The 19,223-nt window shown below is 45.7% G+C and carries 17 protein-coding genes; 4 read left to right on the plus strand and 13 right to left on the minus strand.

The window, feature by feature from the left end:
* Positions 1-84 precede the first annotated feature (84 nt).
* The 5 genes from Q4Q46_RS11615 to Q4Q46_RS11635 all read right to left on the minus strand — a co-directional run bounded on the left by Q4Q46_RS11615 (position 85) and on the right by Q4Q46_RS11635 (position 5,896).
* A complete protein-coding gene (locus Q4Q46_RS11615; RefSeq protein ID WP_311906005.1) occupies positions 85-798 on the minus strand; it encodes a M15 family metallopeptidase in 714 nt (237 codons plus the stop codon).
* Entirely contained in the window at positions 792-1,931 is a 1,140-nt protein-coding gene (dapE, locus tag Q4Q46_RS11620; protein ID WP_172837313.1) for a succinyl-diaminopimelate desuccinylase, read from the minus strand. Before dapE ends, Q4Q46_RS11615 begins: the two co-directional genes overlap by 7 nt.
* Positions 1,931-2,275, minus strand: a complete 345-nt coding sequence (locus Q4Q46_RS11625; protein WP_063883504.1) for an ArsC family reductase — start codon at positions 2,273-2,275, stop codon at positions 1,931-1,933. Before Q4Q46_RS11625 ends, dapE begins: the two co-directional genes overlap by 1 nt.
* A gap of 605 nt (positions 2,276-2,880) precedes the next feature.
* Positions 2,881-3,966, minus strand: a complete 1,086-nt coding sequence (locus Q4Q46_RS11630; RefSeq protein WP_311906006.1) for a porin — start codon at positions 3,964-3,966, stop codon at positions 2,881-2,883.
* A gap of 61 nt (positions 3,967-4,027) precedes the next feature.
* Complete coding sequence (locus Q4Q46_RS11635; protein ID WP_107947728.1) at positions 4,028-5,896, minus strand: methyl-accepting chemotaxis protein; 1,869 nt, start codon at positions 5,894-5,896, stop codon at positions 4,028-4,030.
* Between the two features lie 304 nt (positions 5,897-6,200).
* Here Q4Q46_RS11635 and Q4Q46_RS11640 point away from each other — a divergent pair, with 304 nt between their 5' ends.
* The gene (locus Q4Q46_RS11640; protein ID WP_311906007.1) at positions 6,201-7,607 is read left to right on the plus strand and encodes an MFS transporter; all 1,407 of its coding nucleotides are present in this window, start codon (positions 6,201-6,203) and stop codon (positions 7,605-7,607) included.
* A gap of 221 nt (positions 7,608-7,828) precedes the next feature.
* Here Q4Q46_RS11640 and crr read toward each other — a convergent pair whose 3' ends face one another.
* From crr to Q4Q46_RS11665, 5 genes are all read right to left on the minus strand, one after another.
* The gene (gene crr, locus Q4Q46_RS11645; RefSeq protein ID WP_106650635.1) at positions 7,829-8,338 is read right to left on the minus strand and encodes a PTS glucose transporter subunit IIA; all 510 of its coding nucleotides are present in this window, start codon (positions 8,336-8,338) and stop codon (positions 7,829-7,831) included.
* 71 nt (positions 8,339-8,409) lie between these two features.
* Complete coding sequence (ptsP, locus tag Q4Q46_RS11650) at positions 8,410-10,113, minus strand: phosphoenolpyruvate--protein phosphotransferase (protein ID WP_311906008.1); 1,704 nt, start codon at positions 10,111-10,113, stop codon at positions 8,410-8,412.
* A gap of 205 nt (positions 10,114-10,318) precedes the next feature.
* On the minus strand, positions 10,319-10,576 hold the full coding sequence (locus Q4Q46_RS11655; protein WP_028760055.1) for an HPr family phosphocarrier protein: 258 nt from the start codon (positions 10,574-10,576) through the stop codon (positions 10,319-10,321).
* Positions 10,577-10,604: 28 nt separating this feature from the next.
* Entirely contained in the window at positions 10,605-11,000 is a 396-nt protein-coding gene (locus Q4Q46_RS11660) for an ACT domain-containing protein (RefSeq protein WP_311906009.1), read from the minus strand.
* A gap of 195 nt (positions 11,001-11,195) precedes the next feature.
* Entirely contained in the window at positions 11,196-12,833 is a 1,638-nt protein-coding gene (locus Q4Q46_RS11665; RefSeq protein WP_311906010.1) for a methyl-accepting chemotaxis protein, read from the minus strand.
* 356 nt (positions 12,834-13,189) lie between these two features.
* Here Q4Q46_RS11665 and Q4Q46_RS11670 point away from each other — a divergent pair, with 356 nt between their 5' ends.
* Both Q4Q46_RS11670 and Q4Q46_RS11675 read left to right on the plus strand, forming a co-directional pair.
* A complete protein-coding gene (locus tag Q4Q46_RS11670) occupies positions 13,190-13,918 on the plus strand; it encodes a DUF3334 family protein (protein ID WP_006081816.1) in 729 nt (242 codons plus the stop codon).
* A 105-nt stretch (positions 13,919-14,023) separates the two neighbouring features.
* Positions 14,024-15,079, plus strand: a complete 1,056-nt coding sequence (locus Q4Q46_RS11675) for a LacI family DNA-binding transcriptional regulator (RefSeq protein ID WP_006081815.1) — start codon at positions 14,024-14,026, stop codon at positions 15,077-15,079.
* A gap of 130 nt (positions 15,080-15,209) precedes the next feature.
* On the opposite strand, the gene Q4Q46_RS11680 is transcribed toward Q4Q46_RS11675, so the two are convergent.
* Entirely contained in the window at positions 15,210-15,836 is a 627-nt protein-coding gene (locus tag Q4Q46_RS11680) for a 3'-5' exonuclease (RefSeq protein ID WP_011846919.1), read from the minus strand.
* A 219-nt stretch (positions 15,837-16,055) separates the two neighbouring features.
* On the opposite strand from Q4Q46_RS11680, the gene Q4Q46_RS11685 reads away from it, so the two are divergent.
* Positions 16,056-17,213 carry a ribosomal protein uL16 3-hydroxylase gene (locus tag Q4Q46_RS11685; RefSeq protein WP_311906019.1) on the plus strand — a complete coding sequence of 386 codons (1,158 nt, stop codon included), beginning with the start codon at positions 16,056-16,058 and terminating at the stop codon, positions 17,211-17,213.
* A 182-nt stretch (positions 17,214-17,395) separates the two neighbouring features.
* Here Q4Q46_RS11685 and umuC read toward each other — a convergent pair whose 3' ends face one another.
* The gene (umuC, locus tag Q4Q46_RS11690; RefSeq protein WP_311906011.1) at positions 17,396-18,670 is read right to left on the minus strand and encodes a translesion error-prone DNA polymerase V subunit UmuC; all 1,275 of its coding nucleotides are present in this window, start codon (positions 18,668-18,670) and stop codon (positions 17,396-17,398) included.
* Positions 18,667-19,086: a translesion error-prone DNA polymerase V autoproteolytic subunit gene (gene umuD, locus Q4Q46_RS11695; RefSeq protein ID WP_063883498.1), complete on the minus strand. Its 420-nt coding sequence runs from the start codon at positions 19,084-19,086 to the stop codon at positions 18,667-18,669. Before umuD ends, umuC begins: the two co-directional genes overlap by 4 nt.
* Between the last annotated feature and the right edge of the window lie 137 nt (positions 19,087-19,223).

Here is a 19,223-nt window from a genome sequence, read left to right on the forward strand (position 1 = left end):
ATGTTAAGCCGTATTCTGGCACCAATTTGGGCGATAGATCGCTGGGCTTAACCTTTATAAAAATCTGCGGCGAATATCCCACAGCTAAGGCTGAGCAATACGCAGCACGTATTCATCCACTAGATAGTCTAATCGGGCGAGTACCGCATCTTTGAGCAACATATCACTGTTTTCTAAAAGGATTGCCAGTTCGGCACGATCGAACTGCGGCAACAATAATTGCGCAACAGGGAAATAGCTGATGTGCCAAGGCTCAGGACTGACCGCGCTTTGCCCCTGTTGAAACGGGAAATAAAAGCCAAAATCATGGGCATTTTCCACCAGCCAAGCATGCAATTTTGCGCAGGGGCCAGCTTGGACATATTCAGCTTCAACAAGACGCAGGGCTTTGACATCAATTTGATTCGCATCGAACACATCGAGATCTGTGCCCCAGTGATGACGCGAAGCACCGGGCAGCGCCGACCAGAGTAAAATCAAGTCGACGATGGCATCGTCACTTAAACCTTTTATGCTCACCGCTTGCTCGTTGGCATCCAATACCACACGTTTACCGCTGGCTTTGGCATTCCAAATTGCCAGTTGTCGCTCAAAAGGGCGATGGGCAGAGCAGATGGCGAGTGCTATGCCCGCATCTTTGGCTGTTTCCGCCATCGCATTAAAGGCGATGGCGGTGTTCGCTTCGAGCCAAAAGCTATGATACCCAAGGTGATACGGACTTAAATATTCCACCAATTCAGGGGAGTTTAAGCCGTAAAGCCTCGCGGTTTCGGGGCGGATCTCAAGGTGTGTTAGCACAATAGTTGTTCCAAAATCACTTCATAACACAGGGCTAGCTGCTCAAGGTCGTCCACTTTAACGCACTCATTCACTTTATGAATGGTGGCGTTCACTGGGCCAAGTTCTAACACTTTAGCACCCGTTGGCGCGATAAAGCGTCCGTCCGATGTGCCGCCTGTGGTTTGTGGATCTGTCTCATACCCTGTGACTTGCCGGATCGCAATACGGGTCGCGTCAAGCAGTGGGCCATCGCCGGTTAAAAATGGCAGACCATTGAAAATCCAGCTGATATCGTAATCTAGCTCATGGGCTTTCAATAAGGCTTCAACCCGCTCAATCAAGATGTCGGCTGTCACTTCGGTGGAGTAACGGAAGTTAAACATCACGTCCAGTGCGCCGGGGATCACATTCGATGCGCCGGTGCCGCCATTAATATTGGCGATTTGGAAGCTGGTGGGCGGAAAGAACTCATTGCCATTATCCCAGTGCATCTGACTCAGCTCAGCTAAGAAAGGCGCGGCTTTGTGGATTGGATTATCGGCAAGGTGTGGATAGGCCACGTGGCCTTGAATGCCTTTCACGGTTAAGTTGCCAGTTAAACTGCCGCGGCGACCATTTTTGACCACATCGCCCAGCTTTAGGGTTGATGAGGGTTCGCCGACTAATGCCCAGGTGATCTTCTCGTTGCGTGCTTCTAAGGTATCAATGACTCGCGTCGTACCGTTGATAAAGGGGCCTTCTTCATCGCTGGTGATTAAAAAGGCGATTGAGCCATTATGATCGGGATGTTTAGCCACAAAACGTTCGGTGGCAATGACCATAGCCGCCAATGAGCCTTTCATGTCCGCGGCGCCGCGGCCATATAAGTAGCCATCGATAATGGTGGGCACAAAAGGCGGCGTGTGCCAGCGGCTCACATCACCCGTTGGGACAACATCTGTGTGGCCGGCAAAACAAAAGACCGGACCTTCATTACCACGGCGGGCCCACATATTGGTGGTGTCTTCAAAAACCATAGGTTCGATATTAAAGCCGATGGCGCTGAGTCTTTCAGCCATTAAGGTTTGACAGCCTTCATCAAGCGGCGTCACCGAAGGGCGGGCGATCAGCGCTTTTGTTAGTTCAGTTACAGGATAATCGTCGGCTGGCATCATAGTGAAAATACTCTTTTATAGGCGGCTTCATCAAAGCCAATCAGCACTTGTTCACCGACGACCAAGACGGGGCGTTTGATCAGTGTCGGTTGCGCCAGCATAAGTTGAATGGCTTTGGCTTGATCGATATCGGTTTTATCTGTGTCACTGAGGGCACGAAAGCTTGTGCTGCGCTTATTGAATACGGTTTCCCAGCCCGAGGTTTTACACCAGAATTCGAGGTCTTCTTGACGTAGGCCGTCATCTCTAAAATCATGGAAATGAACTGGAAGTTGATGATTTTCAATCCATTTACGTGCTTTACGCACTGTATCGCAATTCTTAATACCGTAGAGGGTCAAAATGATGCTCCAGTGTGGATGGACGCTTGGCTGGCAAGCATTGATTTTGCTGGCATTGTGGCATTGTGCGGCGCATGTCACAAGTGGGATGTGTTGCTGAGATAGTGTGAGCATAAAAATGTCAGTGTATCCGCCTTTACATGCCTGCTGTTGTGGGCTAGCAAGCATTATCTGAGCATGGTGGAAGTCTCTTGGTTTGTATGAAAAACAGGCTAAAGGCTTAAGCGTCGCTTAAGTTTTCCGCTCTAATGTCTAATAGTGTAATTGTTGTTATTAGTTGAGGGAAATCATCATTAATATCGCCAATGTGGGTCAATCATCTGCGAGCATGCAGTCATCATCGATACAAGCTCAACAGAAACAGACCACTATCTCGCCTCAGAAAGTAGAGGAAATGAATGAGTCATCCCAAAAGCGTGCGAAAGAGGCGGGCGTCGACACTTTTGCCTAAAGTTGAAATAATGATATTTACTATTTAAACCTCTAATTGTTGCGCTTCATATTGCAGTCAAGATTGCACTTAAGGGCGATAATTAGAGCGGCAGTCAATTGTTAAATGTTTCTAACCCTATATATTTCGCTAGTTTAAATAAAACGAATCTTAATTAGAACTCCCAATTTAAATCAAAATCATAGCGAATGCCTAAGGCGATAATCGTGTCATCTTCGCGTTGATCATTATTTTGTTGTAAGTATTCTAAATGTGTACGGACATTTGCCGCAATTTGCCATTCTAAGGTGAGGTTATAGCCATCATAATCCTGACTGCTAGTATCTTCTATCCCATCTTTAAACCAAAAATACCCTAATTTTAGCTTATAGGCGTTAGCAAAAGGGATAGCCAGTGCACTGTCAAAAGTACTACCAGTGCGGTTGACTGCAGTTTCAAACTCGTAATCTTTAGCCTGATAGCCAACAGCAGCATATATACCAGAGCTAAATTCATATGAGATAACCGCGCCTGCCAGTTGTTCTTTTCCAGTTCTATTCGCGTTGGCATAGGTATCTTGTTGTAAATATGCGGCGCCTAAGTGTAATCCATTCTTGTCAAAACCGGCTCCGACATTAATAGTATCAGCGCCGCTGCCACCGGAGTTGCCATCAAAAATTGCAGAAGCCATTACAGTAACGGGTTTGAGTTTCAGTTCGTATATCAAAGCATTATTAACAAAGAATGGACTCTCTTGGTTGTAACCAAACGGGCTATTTGCATTATTAAAAATATCAATGTACTCAGCGACTAAAGTGTATTGCACTGGCCGTTGACGTCCAAAGGTTATCTGACCAAAGGGAGATCCTATTCCGGCGAATGCGAGGCGCGCCTCACCGAATCGACCATTATCATCGAGGCGAATCTTCCATTCTCCTTGGGCAATAGCATGCCAATTTGGGGCAAACTCAGTATCAGCTTTTACCCCTAAACGAGAGAGGGCATCACCTATATCCCATACATCGTCTGCTTTGTCTTGGTATTCTAAGGTTGGACGCAGCGAGCCGTAGAGAGAAAAGTGGCTATTGCGTAAGGAGGACTGCATTGATGGACTGGTTTGTGCAGCTTTCGCTTGTTGCTCCAATTCCTTCACTCTTTGCTCTAGCTGCTGCAGTCGATCTGACTCTTCCGTTTCTTGGGCATTAGCCTGTAGCGGTATTTGAAGAATAGTGCCTAGTACGAACAATGCGATTCTGCTCATGATGAGTACCTTTATTAAGATTTCCACCGTAAGTCATGGATGAATCCATGACTTACTATACCTAAACAATGAATTTATTAAGGATGGTATCTTGCTCTTTGATGTGCTGAGTTTGCGTATGCATAGCCGTATTGGCATGAATAACAGTGTCTGATACTTGGACAGATAAATCTTTAATTCTAATGGTATTATTATTAATTTCTTCGGCAACTAAACTTTGTTCTTCGGCTGCAGAGGCAATCTGTAGATTCATATCGCTGATCTGCAATATTGCTTCACGAATTTTGTCTAATGCGGTATTCGCACCTTGGGCGAGTGTGACCGCATCTTTTGCATTATCTTTACTTTGACTCATGACCTCTGCAACAGCCCTTGCTCCTGTTTGGAGTTGCTCTATCATGTTACGGATTTGAGTTGTAGATTGTTGAGTCCTTTGGGCGAGGGTTCTGACTTCATCTGCGACCACAGCAAAACCACGACCAGAATCACCCGCTCTTGCTGCCTCAATGGCTGCGTTTAAGGCTAATAAATTCGTTTGATCTGCAATGTCATTGATGACTTTCAATATAGTGGCAATGTTGTCTGTTGCTGACCCTAAGGTATTTACTTCAGCAACAGCCATATCGATTTTTGATGACAGAGCGTTAATAGCATTTGTGGTATCACTGACGACTTTGGAACCCACATTTGTCGCTTCATCAGCCTCTTTTGCGGCGGATGAAGCCCCTTGAGCATTACGGGCCACGTCTGAAGACGTGGTGGCCATTTCGTGCATCGCTGTCGCAAGTTGTTCTAATTCATGCATTTGCGAGTTCATGGCATTTGTCGATTGTTGTAACTCTAACGATGTCAGCTCTGAGCTTTGGTGAATGAGCTGCCCAATTGACTTAGATTCAATAATCAGTTGTTGTAGGTTGGTCGTAAATGTATTAAATCCAATGGCTAAAGATGAGAATTCAGCATCTGTTTGTGTATTCAAGCGTTGGGTTAGATCGCCGTCTCCTGAGGCAACATCTTGAATTGCATCGTTTAAGGTTTGTAATGGACGCATTAAACGGATAATCAAAAAGAGTAGTACTGTGATACTGATGATTAAGGCAATAACGGAATAGAGAATAGAACTATTGCGTAGGTTTGTGACTGCAGCATAGGCTATATCTTCATCTAAGATAACGCCGACATACCAGTCCTCTCCTGAAACACGAGAGAAATCTAAGGTATAATGTTTACCATCTATGGTGACTTTTTGTGGCTTCTCCGTCACTTCAACATGTGGCAAATAGTCGCTCATTGGCGTGCCATTTCGTTTTGACTCTGGGTGCGCGATTGTCGTGCCATCTCCAGAAATAATAAAGACATAGCCTGCATTAAAGAGCTTAACCTCATTGACGAGTTTGGCTAGACCTACGAGGCTGACATCGTAGAAAATAGCCCCAATGAACTCGCCATTATCTTTTACCGGTGTTGCAATTGAGACGAGAATTTCACCAGATGCTGAGTCAGCATAGGGCGCAGTGATAATCAGCTTATCGGATTTTTTTGCATCTATGTACCAAGGACGAATTCGTGGGTTCCATCCGGCGCCAGGGTCCCAACTAGGATTGTTATTTATGTTGCTACCATCTTTTTCATAGCCGAATCCGACAAGTATGAAGGTGTTTTTAACAACTGGACGAGTAATAACAGAAGTAATATGTGTGGGGCTGAGATCTTGCTCCAATAGACTTGTCGTGTAAGCGGCCATTTGTTTACGGGATTCAATTTCCGACGAAACAGTATTTCTAACCCCATCGACAATTTCGGTAACACTGGCTTCAACCTGTGACTTCATTTCATTTTGAATTGAAGAGTATTGTTTGGATGTTAACAGCGTTACTGTGACTAAAAGTAATATAGAGGATGCAGCTACAATCTTATGACTAAATTTCATTGTTTTTCCTCTTGAATATCAAAAAGCTTTCTTAGAGGTATAGTCATCATTTCATTCTAAAACAAGTCGTCATATTTATTTTTAAGTTTTTGTGATCAACAAGTGTTTATGGTCCCATTTTAGGTTGTAAATTTTGTCGAATTATTACTCATGCCGTTGCTGTATTACTGGATGAGTTATCCCTTGGTTACTCCGTATCTTCCTTTACACTTGTTTAACTTAAGCTGTCTGTTATATATTATTTTCTTATTAAAATCAGTTTGATATCTGGCGTTGACTCTAGCGCGACTTTTAAAGGATTAAAATGCACAGCGATGTTTCTTTGCAGCGATTTAAGCAATTTCCGCGCTTGATGTGGATATTTTTGTTTGGGTCGTTTATCACCCGTGGCAGTTATTACATGGTATGGCCATTTTTAGCTGTTATTTTATATGAGAAATTTGCGCTAAGTGCCACAGAGGTCGGCATGGTCTTGTCCAGCGCCGCGATTATTTCGGTATTTACCAGCTTTGTTGGTAGCTCATTATCCGACAGAATAGGTCGTCATAAGCTGATGTACGTGACGGGCACTCTCTATATCATCTCGTTTTCGTTATTGGCTGAAGCCAATTCTGTCGAAGGGTATGTGGTTGTGATGACATTGTGCTCTATGGCCACTTCATTATGGCGACCGCTGACATCGGCGGCTATTGGCGACATTATTGCCGATCCTAAAACACGTGAATTGGCGATGCAGTCGCTGTATTTTATCGTCAACGTTGGCTGCGCCGTTGGCCCTATGCTGGGGGTATGGCTTGGTCTTACGGGCAAGCAGTCCAGTTTTTACCTTACTGCAGTGGCCTTTGCCGTGCTGTTAATTATGTTGTACTGGGGATTTAACTATCAAACCCGTCAGGATGCGGCTTTGGCGGCTGGCGCCTCATCGAATGACAATTTAAGTGGCGGTACGAGTGGCACTGAAAGTGATGGTGCAAGTGAGTGTGCATGTGACTGTGTAAATGGCTGTGTAAATGGCATAACAAGTGACGGTGTTAATCGTGGTGTGAATGGCGTATCGAGTGATACAGAGACGAGCACGAAAAAAGCGGCAGTCGTGAGTCGTAAGCAAATTATCGCCATTCTATTGCAAGATAAACTGCTGCAATGTTTAATTTTCGCCAATATTCTGTGTATGTTCATTTATGCCCAAATGGACAGCTCGTTGATCCAATATCTCACTCGCGCTGGGGCACCTGATTTACTGACGTTAATTTCTGGCATGATTTTCACTAATGCTATGGTGATTATCTCCACTCAATTTTTGCTATTGAAACTCATGGCCCGTTTTTCGCTCGTCAAACGGATTCAAATCGGATTGCTGTTATTGATCTGCTCACAAGTCTGGCTGGCATTTAATCCGCTAGATCTTTTTTGGGGCTGGATAGGCGCAATTGTGGTGATGAGTGTCGCCGAGACGATTTTGTTTCCTACTATGAATGTGCATATTGACCGCTTAGCCCCTGAGCATCTTCGCGGCGCCTACTTTGGGGCTGCCTCATTCTATGATTTAGGCTTTGCCCTCGCGCCCCTTGGTGGCGGCATAATATTGGATCATTTTGGCGGTCAGTGGCTGTTTTTGACGGGCGCGGCACTCTCGGTATTAGTGATTTATCTGTACAGTATTTTAGATAAATTGCCGCGACCTGATTTTGCCATGTTTAAAGCGGATTAATGTACGAGACTCTATCTCAGCTCGTTGCAGCTAATGTGATGCTTAGCGTGAGAACGGCCGAAATAGATTCTCCTAAGTCTGTGTATCGAGACTGCTACAGCTTGGCGAATGCAAATACCGTTTTAGGCTCGGTTTTCAAAAACGTAAAAGGCTGGCTCATGATGGTGAGTCAGCCTTTTATTATTCAACAAACAACCGATAGATGATGCAATATTTTTAAATTAGATCTGCACTGTAAAAATCACGTCTTTACCTGCGGTAACACTGCCTTGGGCCTTGTCTAGGTATTTGACGTCTTCCATGTTTGCCAAAACGACAGGGGTGAGTAGGCTGTCTACTTGATCTTTAAGATAATCAATGTCGAAGGACAAAATTGGATCGCCAACTTTCACTTCTTGGCCTTCTTGGGCTAAACGTTTAAAACCTTTGCCTCTCAGTTCGACTGTGCCGACGCCAAAGTGAACAAATAATTCTAAACCTTGGGGAGACTCAATGCTGAACGCATGATTTGTCTCAAAAATTTTACCTATGGTGCCGTCGATTGGCGCAAGAATTAATTCGCCTTTGGGGGCGATGGCGATGCCATCACCGACAATCTTTTCAGCAAAAACCACATCGGGGACTTTTTCAATGGCGACAATATCGCCGGAAACGGGGGCATATACCATGATACCGCCAGCTAACTGAGTCTGACCCGATACCAAGCGCCTAATTCGGCTTAAAAATCCCATAATCTAGAGCCTCTTTTGCTTGTTTTTGTCATTGTTTTTGTTCTGTAATGCAGCATAACGAATAAATGTCTCTATTTATAGCTTGTTATACACTGCTGTAGACCTGCAATTCTATCTTGTTGTAATGCAGTGTGCGCCAGCGCCGAAAATTGTTGGATGTTACCTTGGCAAATGGCGGCCTTGACTTCTAACAGTGAACTTAGGTTAACGCTGAGTTCGTCCAGCCCCATGCCGATTAACAGCGGTGCAATTTGTGGTGAACTGGCCAATTCGCCGCACAGCGACACTTTTACATTGGCCGCTTTTGCTTGGACTATTGTCATGTTAATTAACGCTAAAATGGCCGGCGAAAGGGACGGATAGTCGCGGGTAAGCAGTGGGTTGGTCCTATCGGCGGCCATTGCATATTGGGTTAAATCATTGGTGCCAATGCTGACAAAGTCGAGTCTTGGCAGCATAGCATTGAGGTTAAATACCGCAGCAGGGGTTTCGACAACGATACCGTAGCTGAGTTCACCGTAGCCTTTCTCTTCTTCTTTCAGGGCATCTTGGCACTGGGCAATGAGTGCAAACACTTCATCCAATTCTTCGACTTGATTGACCATAGGGAACATCAAGCGGATTGGACCATGGTTTGCAGCGCGCAGAATGGCCCTTAATTGGGTTTTAAATAAGTTTGGGTGTGCCAAGGTGTAGCGAATGCCGCGCAGCCCTAAGGCAGGATTGTCTTCTATTTCTTGGCACAGGCAGGGCAGTTCTTTGTCGGCACCTATATCTAAGGTGCGGATGGTAAAGGTTTTACCGCCCAGAGCGTGCAATGCATCGCAATATAAGCTGTATTGGGCTTTCTCATCGGGCAGGGTGCTGACGTTCATCAGCATAAATTCAGTGCGAAACAAACCTATACCATCGGCGCCAACATCGCTGACATGGGTGATGTCGTTGAGATTGCCGACGTTAGCCATAAGCCCCACGATATGGCCATCTTGGGTTTGCGCTGGGCCATCTTTGTAAGTTTGCAGTGCCGCCCGTCTTGCCTGTTCGTGGTGGAAAGTGACAGTGAGTCTTGCCTGTTGATCAGGATTGGGATTAACGCAAAGCTCACCATTGAGCGCATCGAGTACTAAGGGCGTGCCATTGGGGATAGAATCGGCATCAAACTGACAACTTAAGATGGCAGGAATACCGGCTGCTCGGGCTAAAATCGCCGTATGACTGGTTAAACCGCCAGTTTTGAGCACAATACCGCAGAGGTTTTCCCTTGGCAGCAAGGCAAATTCAGCGGGGGTTAAATCCTGCGCCAACAAGATAGTGGGTTTGTCGAGTTTGTCGAGTCCTTGGCCTAAATGGCCGTTGATCGCGGCGACAACGCGTTGGCCTAAACAGCGAACATCTTGGGCTCGATTGGCTAAATAGGGATCATCTAGGGATTGTAACTCGTTGGCTTGATGGGCAAATATGCGTTCAACCGCCACACTTGCCGACAATTGTAAGGTACGAATCGCATCATTTACTTGCTCGATTAACTCATCGTCTTCCAATAATAATAAATCGGCTTCGATCAGCTGATAATTTTCGGAGTCGCTATCGAGCGCAGCTTGGCTGTGGGTCAGTTGTGCCTGCAGCTCTTGTAAGGCTTTGGCAAACTTGCCCTGTTGTTGGGGAATTTTCGACAGGGGAATAGGGCGATAATCGAGGTGGTGTTCGGTGTGAATAAGGTGAAGAGCCTGACCAAAGGCAATTCCCGATGACACTATAATCCCCGTTATTGACATATCCCTTCCTAAATTAACCACTGAACTGAATGCTTGTTAGCGCTAGCGAGTCTAGTTGAGTGGCGTTGAGTTTGTAAAGCGTTGGCGTGTAAAGTATTGGCACGTACAGAACCCGTTTCGATTTATCCCTCGTCGGTAAGTTATATATGCAGTCTTAGATATTGGTGCGCTAATCAATACACTCGTAAATAGGACAAAGGCCTAGCTAGCTTAGCGTGATCAGCAGTTCGGAGACTTTCTCAACTGCGGCTTGTGCCTGTTCACCTTCGGCAAACACTCTTACCGTAACGCCAGAATATAGCCCTAAAGTTTGTAGCTTAAACAGACTTTTAGCACTCGCTTGTTTTCCATTGCATTCAACCATGACATCGCAATCAAAGGTTTTGGCTTCTTTAACCAGTAAAGCAGCAGGACGAGTGTGGATGCCATGTTTAGCGGTAATGGTGACTGTTTTTTCGTACATAGTAGATGAGCTCATATTTAAAGGGGTATTACACTTCGTCTTTCGATTCTATGATGTGGTAGCCCTGTTTTTTCAAGGCAGCGACGGCACTTTTGAGGCGATTCTTTTTCACTAAAATGTAGTCAGTATCAAAGGTGGAAATTGCAAAAATACTGATTTGTTCGTCCGTTAAGGTGCCAGACACTTTAGATAAAATGCCTGTCATCGAGAATCCGAGTGGCCCGAGCACTTCAAAACAACACCAGCCCGGTTCTTGTTCTAGGCTGTCGAGTTTCACTTCACTGGAAATAACTAAAGATAAACCTTCTTGGGTTTTTCCAATGAAATACATGTCCTGTACAAAAACCTCACTGGGCAATACGGCATTCGGGCTAAAGCTATGAATAGTGTACTGTTCAGGGTGAACGGCTAAGGTCATTCGCATGGCAGTGTCTCGGTTGGATTTTTAAGGCTAAAGCATACCGCATATCACACGTTAGCGTGACAGAGAATTTGAGGTTAATGGGACTTTTTCATTAGTATTCATCGTTGCTGAGATAGTCGTAACTTGGGTTACTGGAAATGTGATCAAAGAAAAGGGCGCCCTATGCGCCCCCTGTTGGTAAGTCATACAGCCAAGTTAGATTTTAAACTGGCCTAAGGTGCGGGACATGTCTTGGCTAATGTCTTGCAGTGACTGAGCTGCATGGCTATTACTTTCGTTAGCTTTGACTGAGACTTCGGTTAATTCTGAAATATTACAAATATTTCGATTAATTTCTTCGGTCACCAGTGATTGCTCTTCGGTGGCGCTGGCTAATTGTGTGTTCATGTCACTGATATGGGCAATTAATTGCAGAATCGCCGCCATGGCTTTACCCGCTTCGTGGGCTTGAGCCTGCAGCTCATCAGATTGCAGTTGAGTTTGATTGTTGCTCTTCATCACTGAGCCTACACCGGATTGGATCTCGCTAATGATTTTTTGGATCTCATTGGTCGAGTCTTGGGTGCGAGTAGCAAGGGCGCGGACTTCATCGGCAACCACGGCAAAACCACGGCCGTGGGTCCCTGCTCGAGCAGCTTCAATGGCGGCATTGAGGGCGAGCAAGTTGGTCTGTTCGGCAATGCTGCGGATCACATCGAGAATGCTACCGATCTGCTGTGAGGCGACGCCCAGTTTTTGGGTAATCACTTCAGAGGCTTTTAATTCAGCTACCAGCTTTTCAGTATTGCTGACCGTGTTATCAATCACCACTTGGCTTTGCTGCGCTTGTTCTTTTACGCTGTTCGCCGCATCGGCCGCTTGCTGGGTGTTGCTCGCCATTTCATGGGTGGTCGACAGCATTTGATTGACGGCGGTGGCAACGCTGCCCGTTTCTCTGTGGATATGCTCAGCACTTTGATTGGACTCTTCAACTGCAATCATGAGCTGTTTTGCGTCTGTGTCTAACGCTTGGCCTAGGGGCTGTAAATGGCCGACCATGTCGCCAATTTTTTGTGCGAACATGTTGAAGGCGCGGGCGAGATGGGCAATCTCATCTTTACCTTGAGCATTAATGCGCTGACTTAAGTCGCCTTCGCCTTGGGCAATATCTTCAAGGGCATCAATGGCATCATTCAATGGCGAGGTGATGGAATGATTAAGCACAAGGAAGAAAGCAAAAATCGGCACTGAAATCAAAAACATGATAATTAGGTAATCGATAATGACCGACTTTAAACTCGCTTTCACATCACTGAGATAAGCACCTGTCATCACTGTCCAGCCCCATTGTGGGTAGTAACGGGCTTCGGCGAGCTTATCTTCGATAGCGCGAGTCATAGGATCGGCTATGGGGTATTCGAGGGTGGTTTTCGATTTAGCCCGCGCTAAAGGCAGCATAGTGGCCAATGGATTAGTGCCATTGGGTAATTTAAATGTTAATGCTGAGGTGCCAACAAGACTTGCATTGTCACCGTCGGCGAGGATTTGATTATTATCATCAATAACAATGAAATAGCCTGAGCCAGAATAGCGAGTCTGATTGATTAACTCCGCGGCAGCTTTCTTGGCGTCTTCTTCGCTGTATTTACCTTTGAGCGCATCCTGACGATGTACATCTATCACGCTTAACATGCTGGCGAGTTGACCGTCTATTTGTAGCCATTTCTGCTCAATTAAATTGCTGTACTGTTCTTTAATCGAAAAACTGGCAAAACACACAGTCCCTATCGCGGCCATAAGAAGCATCATCATTAAGCGTTGCAAGATAGTAAATCGGCGCAAAAACGTGATCATTGGGGGTCTCAAAGGCTGATAATTGTTACTTAATATACCTGCGAATCAATCTCAATTGAATCGTCTGTGACATAAATTCAGCAAAAGCCGTTATAAAATATGAGTTTCTTTGATCTAAAGCAGGAAATGATGATAGGGAATTTTAATCTGTTGCATTATGGGGCATGTTCTTATTAAGTTATGCCGTTTTTTAAGTCGTTGCATGTTGCAGGTTTTATCTGACCTATTAAATATCAATAAGTTAGCGTTATGTTAACTTTACGGCCTTGCTAAATTAGGCTAATCAATTGTTTTAATTTTGATTTTTTACGCTTTTACGCGCAAGATTAATGCATTATTCAGTTTGAGAATCGATTATGACCACAAATACTATCGTAACGTCGGATGATATTTTACTGAAGTTATGTCACTCAGTCGCCCACGTACTCTCTAGCACCAGTGCCAGTAATGTTACCCACGCAGGTATGGTACAAAGTATCGCGCGCACGCGTCTAAAACCCGATCTTGGTTGTTTCTCGATTTTTGATGGTGGTTTTTCGGGCCTAGTCGTCATTAACTTTTCATCTTCGGCGGCGATTGAAATCTACCGTCGCTACATGCTGAACATGGGCATGCCTGAATCTGAGTTGGCATTTTCGCATACGTCAGATGAAGTGAGTAACGTGATGGGTGAGTTGATGAACCAAATCTTAGGGGATTTTATTAATAAAATTTCAAAAGAATTGCAAACGTCAATCAGCCAAAGTCAGCCAAAAATGTTGACGATTAATAAAGAGTTAACCATTTCAATCGATGCTAACTTAGATGATGCGGTCGCCCGTAGAGTGTCGTTTAGAACTGAAAACAATCATATTTTCTACCTCGAATTTGCCATGGATAAAACTGAGTTCATTCGTTTAGATGAATTTGTTTACGATGAAGAATTCGACCCCGACAGCCTATTAGAGCAGCACAGTACGATAGGCGGTAATAAGGACTCAACGTCGAATGTTTCGCCTTGGGTGAAGATGGCAGACAAACCCGCCATTGCGACTCGCGCCATTGATAATGACGCCGATGATTTGCTCGATCAGCTTGGCATTTAAGCAGAAAATCTAAGTGTAAGACGGATGTTAATGCATTCGTCTATACAAGTTAGCGGAACTGTTTTAGTATCGACGCAAAATAATCACTAAGGTTACCTCCTCTCTATGGCATCGAAAGCGACCTCGATTGATATTGCTTATCGTGCTGGCGTATCCCAGTCTACGGTTTCCCGTGCCCTTAGAAACAGTCCGTTAGTCAATTTAGAGACCCGTCAACGTATTCAAGCCATTGCTAAAGAGCTGAATTACAAGGTTGATAAAAACGCCAGTAATCTTCGCACCCAAAATAGCCATACCTTAGCGCTGTTATTGTGTGAAGACCCCACCAATGATGACTCGTTAATCAATCCCTTTTTCCTGTCTATGCTAGGTTCTATTACCCGAGCAACGGCGCAGCAGGGTTATGATTTACTCGTTTCTTTTCAGCAATTATCCAGCGATTGGCATGCCGATTATGAAGACAGCAATAAAGCCGATGGCATTATTCTGCTCGGTTATGGCGACTATATGGATTACGAGCAAAAGCTGGAGCGACTGTTAGCGCAGAATACCCATTTTGTGATTTGGGGCGCCGAGCATAACAATAAGTCTGTGTTGTCGATTGGTTGTGATAATCATCAAGGCGGCTTGATTGCGACAGAGCATTTGATTTCCCTTGGCCGCAACGCTTTTGCCTTTTTAGGTGATGCTTCGAGCCATAGCCCTGAGTTTAGGGACAGATATTTAGGCCATGTGAAGGCGCTGCAAACGGCGAATATTCCCGTGGATCGCACTAAGCAAGTGTCGGCCATCAGCACAGAAAGTTCCGGCTACGATGCCGCTATGGTGTTGATTGCCCAAGGCGCTAAGTTTGATGCGATATTTGCGGCCAGTGATTTGATTGCCATCGGCGCGATTCGGGCGCTGAAAGAAAAGGGTATTTCAGTCCCAGAGCAAGTGGCTGTAGTGGGATATGACGATATTCCGGTGGCGAGTTTTGCTAATCCGCCATTAACGACCATTAAGCAGAACACCCAATTAGCCGGTGAGATCTTAGTCGACAGTGTACTCAAACTTATCCGCGGACAAGAGGTGAGTGCGCAGCTTATTCCGACAACCTTAGTGGTTCGCAGCTCCTGCGGCATTGATAGCGCGCCGCTTAAGCCGTTACCGCTAGCATAATGTTTTTGTCGGCAACCGATTGAATCGTTAATTTTACCTGTTGAAACTAAGCTGATGGAACAAAGCCGATAATCCTTGGATTTATCGGTTTTTTGCTTTTTGATACCTCTTAGCTGCGTTGCTTTTTGGATCACTTGACGGCGTATTGGCGTAAAAACTTCGGCACCTCTGCTTTGGTTTTCTTCGCTAATTTTTGCAGTAACTCAAAGGTCGGTGAGCAGAGTCCAAACTCTTGCTGAAGGTCTGCCAGCATAGCCAGCCACAAATGGCCGGTCATTTCGGCATCGGCTAAGGCGCGGTGAAAAGTGCCATCGGTTGGTAACTGTTTATAGCGCACTAAAGTACCTAACTGATGATTGGGTGCCGCTTGATACAAACGTCTCGCCACCAGCAAGGAACAGCCAAATTGCCCAAGATAACGATGGCGAATTTGGGCAAACTCCGCATCTAAAAAGCGTTGATCGAACGCCGCATTGTGGGCAACTAAATTGTGATCGGCGATAAAGTCGGCAAAACGTGCCATCACTTCATTGCAGGGCGCCGCGTCCCTTAGCATTTGATTGCTGATCCCTGTGTAGTCCTCAATAAAGCGACTTATTCTAAATCCAGGGTTCATTAACTCAGAAAATCTTTGAGTGATCACACCGTCTTCTATCAGTACAGCGCCGATTTCAATCGCGCGGTCCCCTTGATTGGGCGATAGCCCCGTGGTTTCAAAGTCGAGCACGACCAAAGTGTTAGCTGCTGATGTAGGCATAGATCTTACGTGGACTCAATAAATGATGTGTCAGCATTAGCGCTGTTTGTGGCGAAATGCTTTTTGATAAGCCGATTGTAATTCAATACGTTAGTAAATTCACTATCACATTGATGCTGACAAAAGACTTAATGCTTTGTTGATCCGGTCGAGCTTTCTTGGTTTCGCTTCCTGTTAGCATTTGCTGCTATGAATAACAGTTTGGTTTGTGAGCAACCCATGCAACTCGATATTAACGGCTTAACGCCCGCGCAATTTTTAGCAGAATATTGGCAGAAAAAACCCTTGGTGATCCGCCAAGGATTCAAGCACTTTCAAGATTTAATTTCGCCCGAAGAATTAGCGGGCTTAGCCATGGATGAGCTGGTGGAATCTCGGCGGGTGTACCAACAAGCTGGCCAATGGCAGGCGGAATTTGGCCCCTTCGATTCCTACGATCATCTCGGAGAACGGGATTGGACTCTGATCGTGCAAGCCTTGAATAACTGGGTGCCCGATGCGGAAGCCTTGATCCAATGCTTTGATTTTATTCCGCGCTGGCGTTTAGATGATGTGATGGTGAGTTTTGCGACGCCAGGTGGTGGCGTGGGGCCGCATATCGATCTGTATGATGTGTTTATTTGCCAAGGTTCGGGACGTCGCCGTTGGCGCGTGGGCGATCTGGGGCCGCACAAAGAGTTTGCCGCCCATCCCGCTTTGCTGCACACCGAAGCCTTTGACCCGATTATCGATACTGAGTTGTTGCCTGGCGACATCCTTTATATTCCCCCTGGATTCCCCCATGACGGCATAACCTTAGAACAGTCGTTAAGTTTTTCAGTGGGTTATCGCACCGCCTCCGCTAAAGATATGATAAGCGCTTTGGCCGATCATTTGTCTGAGCAGGATTTAGGCGCACAGCAAATTAAAGATCCAGACCGTGAGCTGACCACCCGCAGTGGTTGTGTCGATAATGGCGATTTAACGCGGTTACGTACGCAACTGACCAATATGTTGACCGATGAACTCGTGAGCGAGTTTTCTGGCCGCTATTTAACTCAGTCAAAGTGCGCCTTAGATTTACCCGATGAGCCATTGGACATCACACAAGACGAAGTGCTCGCTTGGCTCGATGAGCAGCCGCTTATTCGCCTCGGCGGGCTGCGCTGTTTGTATTTTGATATTAATGTGGCACAGGGCGTTGTCTATATTAATGGTGATAAGTATCAGCTTTCAGCCGAATTGGCTGCAGTGATCCCATTACTATGTGATAGTAATCAGTTGGATAAAACCGCCTTAGCCCCTTGGTTAGCCCATGCTGATTTGCTCACGCAACTTACCGAGTGGGTGAATCAAGGCTACTGGTACTTTGAAGATCTCAGCGATGAAGAGTGTTAAGGCGGAATGAGCCAAAGGTTGATGGGTGTTAATGCCGCTTTAGCGTTAACACCCTACGGGGCTTAGCGCTATATATTTTTTAGATCTAGATGGGTTTTAGTGCTATATGGATTTTAGAGTTAGTTTAGAGTTAGATGGGGTCTGTAATTCGCAGACGATCATTTAGCCACTGGATTTGCTGATTATTTCACTATGGGTAATTGTGCCCATTGGGTGGTGTAACGAGGGGAAAGCTGCTCACGCTTCATTCCCCAAGTCGGGTCAATACCTTGTCCTGCAAACCAAATTTTTCCATGACCGCTGTGGTTCACTTTATCGAGTAACTGCATCAACTCTTTGCTTTTAGGCCTAGGCGTGACGTCATCGAATAATCCGAGCTGAAACACGCCAGCACCAAAAAAATCCCCTAACATGACACCGGCCTTTGCATAGGCATGACCTTCACGCCAAATACTTTGCAGTAGGCTTTGGCCAAGGGTGACAAAATCCCGCGTATCATTGCTGGGGCGAACTAAACTGCCCGACAGCGATTTGCTGTACTGGGGAGTTGCATCGCTAAAAGGGCTAGTACGCACAAATACCGACATTGCTTTAGCGTACTGGCGCTCGGAGCGCAGTTTTTCACAGGCCCTAAAAGTGTATTCATTGATTGCCTGTTGCATCGCTTCTAAATTATCAATACGGCTGCCAAAGGATCGGGAGCTGATAATTTGTTGCTTAGTGGCGGCGACCTCTTGTATGTCATCACAGTCAATGCCGTTAAGTTCGCGTACCGTGCGCTCAACGGTGACAGAAAAGGTGTCGCGGATAAGCTTGGGATGCGCATCCGCCAATTGCAACGCGGTATTTATGCCCATGATGTTCAAGCGTTTTGTAAGCCGACGGCCTATTCCCCAGACTTCGTCGACAGGGATAAGCGCCATCAGCCGTCGTTGGCGTTCACGGTCGCGCAAGTCAACCACGCCCCGCGTCGCGGGATAACGTTTCGCGGCATGGTTTGCCAGTTTAGCCAGGGTTTTTGTCGGTCCAATGCCGACGCAAACACTGATCCCAATCCACTGTGGTATTCGTTGATAAATATCAAGTGCAAGCTGATGAATATCAATGCATTTATCGAGACGAGAAAGATCTAAAAACGCTTCATCAATACTATACACTTCTACTTTCGGTACCATTTGTTCTAAGGTGGTCATGACTCTATTTGATATGTCGGCATAGAGTGCATAGTTGGAGGAGAATACCGCAACGTGATGCTGGCGGAGTTGGTTTGCGATTTGATACACAGGCACCGCCATCTTGATGCCAAGTTGTTTTGCCTCTGCCGAGCGGGCGACGACGCAGCCATCGTTGTTGGATAACACTACAATCGGCCTGCCAGCTAAATCTGGCCTAAACATCCGCTCACAGGAGGCATAAAAATTATTGCAATCGACGAGTGCGAATAGTGAGGGCGTCATTTGAGCTTTTTCACCACGTTGGTTACCACCCCAAAGATGTTTAACTCAGACTCATCATTGATGGCAATCGGGGAGAATAAGGCATTACGTGGCAGTAATTGCACCACAGGGCGCAGTTGCAATTGCTTTACGGTAAACTCGCCGTTGACTGCTGCGACAACGGTATCCCCGTGGGCCGGCTGTAATGAGCGATCCACCACTAAAATATCACCGGAGAAAATCCCCGCGTCGATCATCGAATCCCCTTGGACTTTGACAAAAAACGTGGCGGCTGGGTGCTTGATGCATAACTCATTGAGATCTAATGTTTGTTCTACATAGTCTTGGGCAGGTGACGGAAATCCTGCGGCAATCAAGGAGCTAAATAGCGAGAGCCGATATTGGGTATGTTTGGCGAAGCGGCCTAGGATCATCATAATAAATCACAATATACTGTACGTATGAACAGTATAGTCTAACAATGATACTTATCGAAATAATTTATGTGGGGAGAGTAGGAGCTAAATCAAGCATTATAAAACCCCTATAAAAAAGCTAGAACAACTTATGAGAG

This window comes from Shewanella vaxholmensis (assembly GCF_031932135.1).
GTDB lineage: Bacteria > Pseudomonadota > Gammaproteobacteria > Enterobacterales > Shewanellaceae > Shewanella > Shewanella hafniensis.

Excerpts from the sequence above, each read along its gene's own strand:
- dapE (WP_172837313.1), bottom strand. The coding sequence starts at position 1,931 with ATGCCAGCCGACGATTATCCTGTAACTGAACTAACAAAAGCGCTGATC.
- Q4Q46_RS11630 (WP_311906006.1), bottom strand. The coding sequence starts at position 3,966 with ATGAGCAGAATCGCATTGTTCGTACTAGGCACTATTCTTCAAATACCG.
- Q4Q46_RS11635 (WP_107947728.1), bottom strand. The coding sequence starts at position 5,896 with ATGAAATTTAGTCATAAGATTGTAGCTGCATCCTCTATATTACTTTTA.
- Q4Q46_RS11640 (WP_311906007.1), top strand. The coding sequence starts at position 6,201 with ATGCACAGCGATGTTTCTTTGCAGCGATTTAAGCAATTTCCGCGCTTG.
- crr (WP_106650635.1), bottom strand. The coding sequence starts at position 8,338 with ATGGGATTTTTAAGCCGAATTAGGCGCTTGGTATCGGGTCAGACTCAG.
- ptsP (WP_311906008.1), bottom strand. The coding sequence starts at position 10,113 with ATGTCAATAACGGGGATTATAGTGTCATCGGGAATTGCCTTTGGTCAG.
- Q4Q46_RS11655 (WP_028760055.1), bottom strand. The coding sequence starts at position 10,576 with ATGTACGAAAAAACAGTCACCATTACCGCTAAACATGGCATCCACACT.
- Q4Q46_RS11660 (WP_311906009.1), bottom strand. The coding sequence starts at position 11,000 with ATGCGAATGACCTTAGCCGTTCACCCTGAACAGTACACTATTCATAGC.
- Q4Q46_RS11665 (WP_311906010.1), bottom strand. The coding sequence starts at position 12,833 with ATGATCACGTTTTTGCGCCGATTTACTATCTTGCAACGCTTAATGATG.
- Q4Q46_RS11670 (WP_006081816.1), top strand. The coding sequence starts at position 13,190 with ATGACCACAAATACTATCGTAACGTCGGATGATATTTTACTGAAGTTA.
- Q4Q46_RS11675 (WP_006081815.1), top strand. The coding sequence starts at position 14,024 with ATGGCATCGAAAGCGACCTCGATTGATATTGCTTATCGTGCTGGCGTA.
- Q4Q46_RS11680 (WP_011846919.1), bottom strand. The coding sequence starts at position 15,836 with ATGCCTACATCAGCAGCTAACACTTTGGTCGTGCTCGACTTTGAAACC.
- Q4Q46_RS11685 (WP_311906019.1), top strand. The coding sequence starts at position 16,056 with ATGCAACTCGATATTAACGGCTTAACGCCCGCGCAATTTTTAGCAGAA.
- umuC (WP_311906011.1), bottom strand. The coding sequence starts at position 18,670 with ATGACGCCCTCACTATTCGCACTCGTCGATTGCAATAATTTTTATGCC.
- umuD (WP_063883498.1), bottom strand. The coding sequence starts at position 19,086 with ATGATGATCCTAGGCCGCTTCGCCAAACATACCCAATATCGGCTCTCG.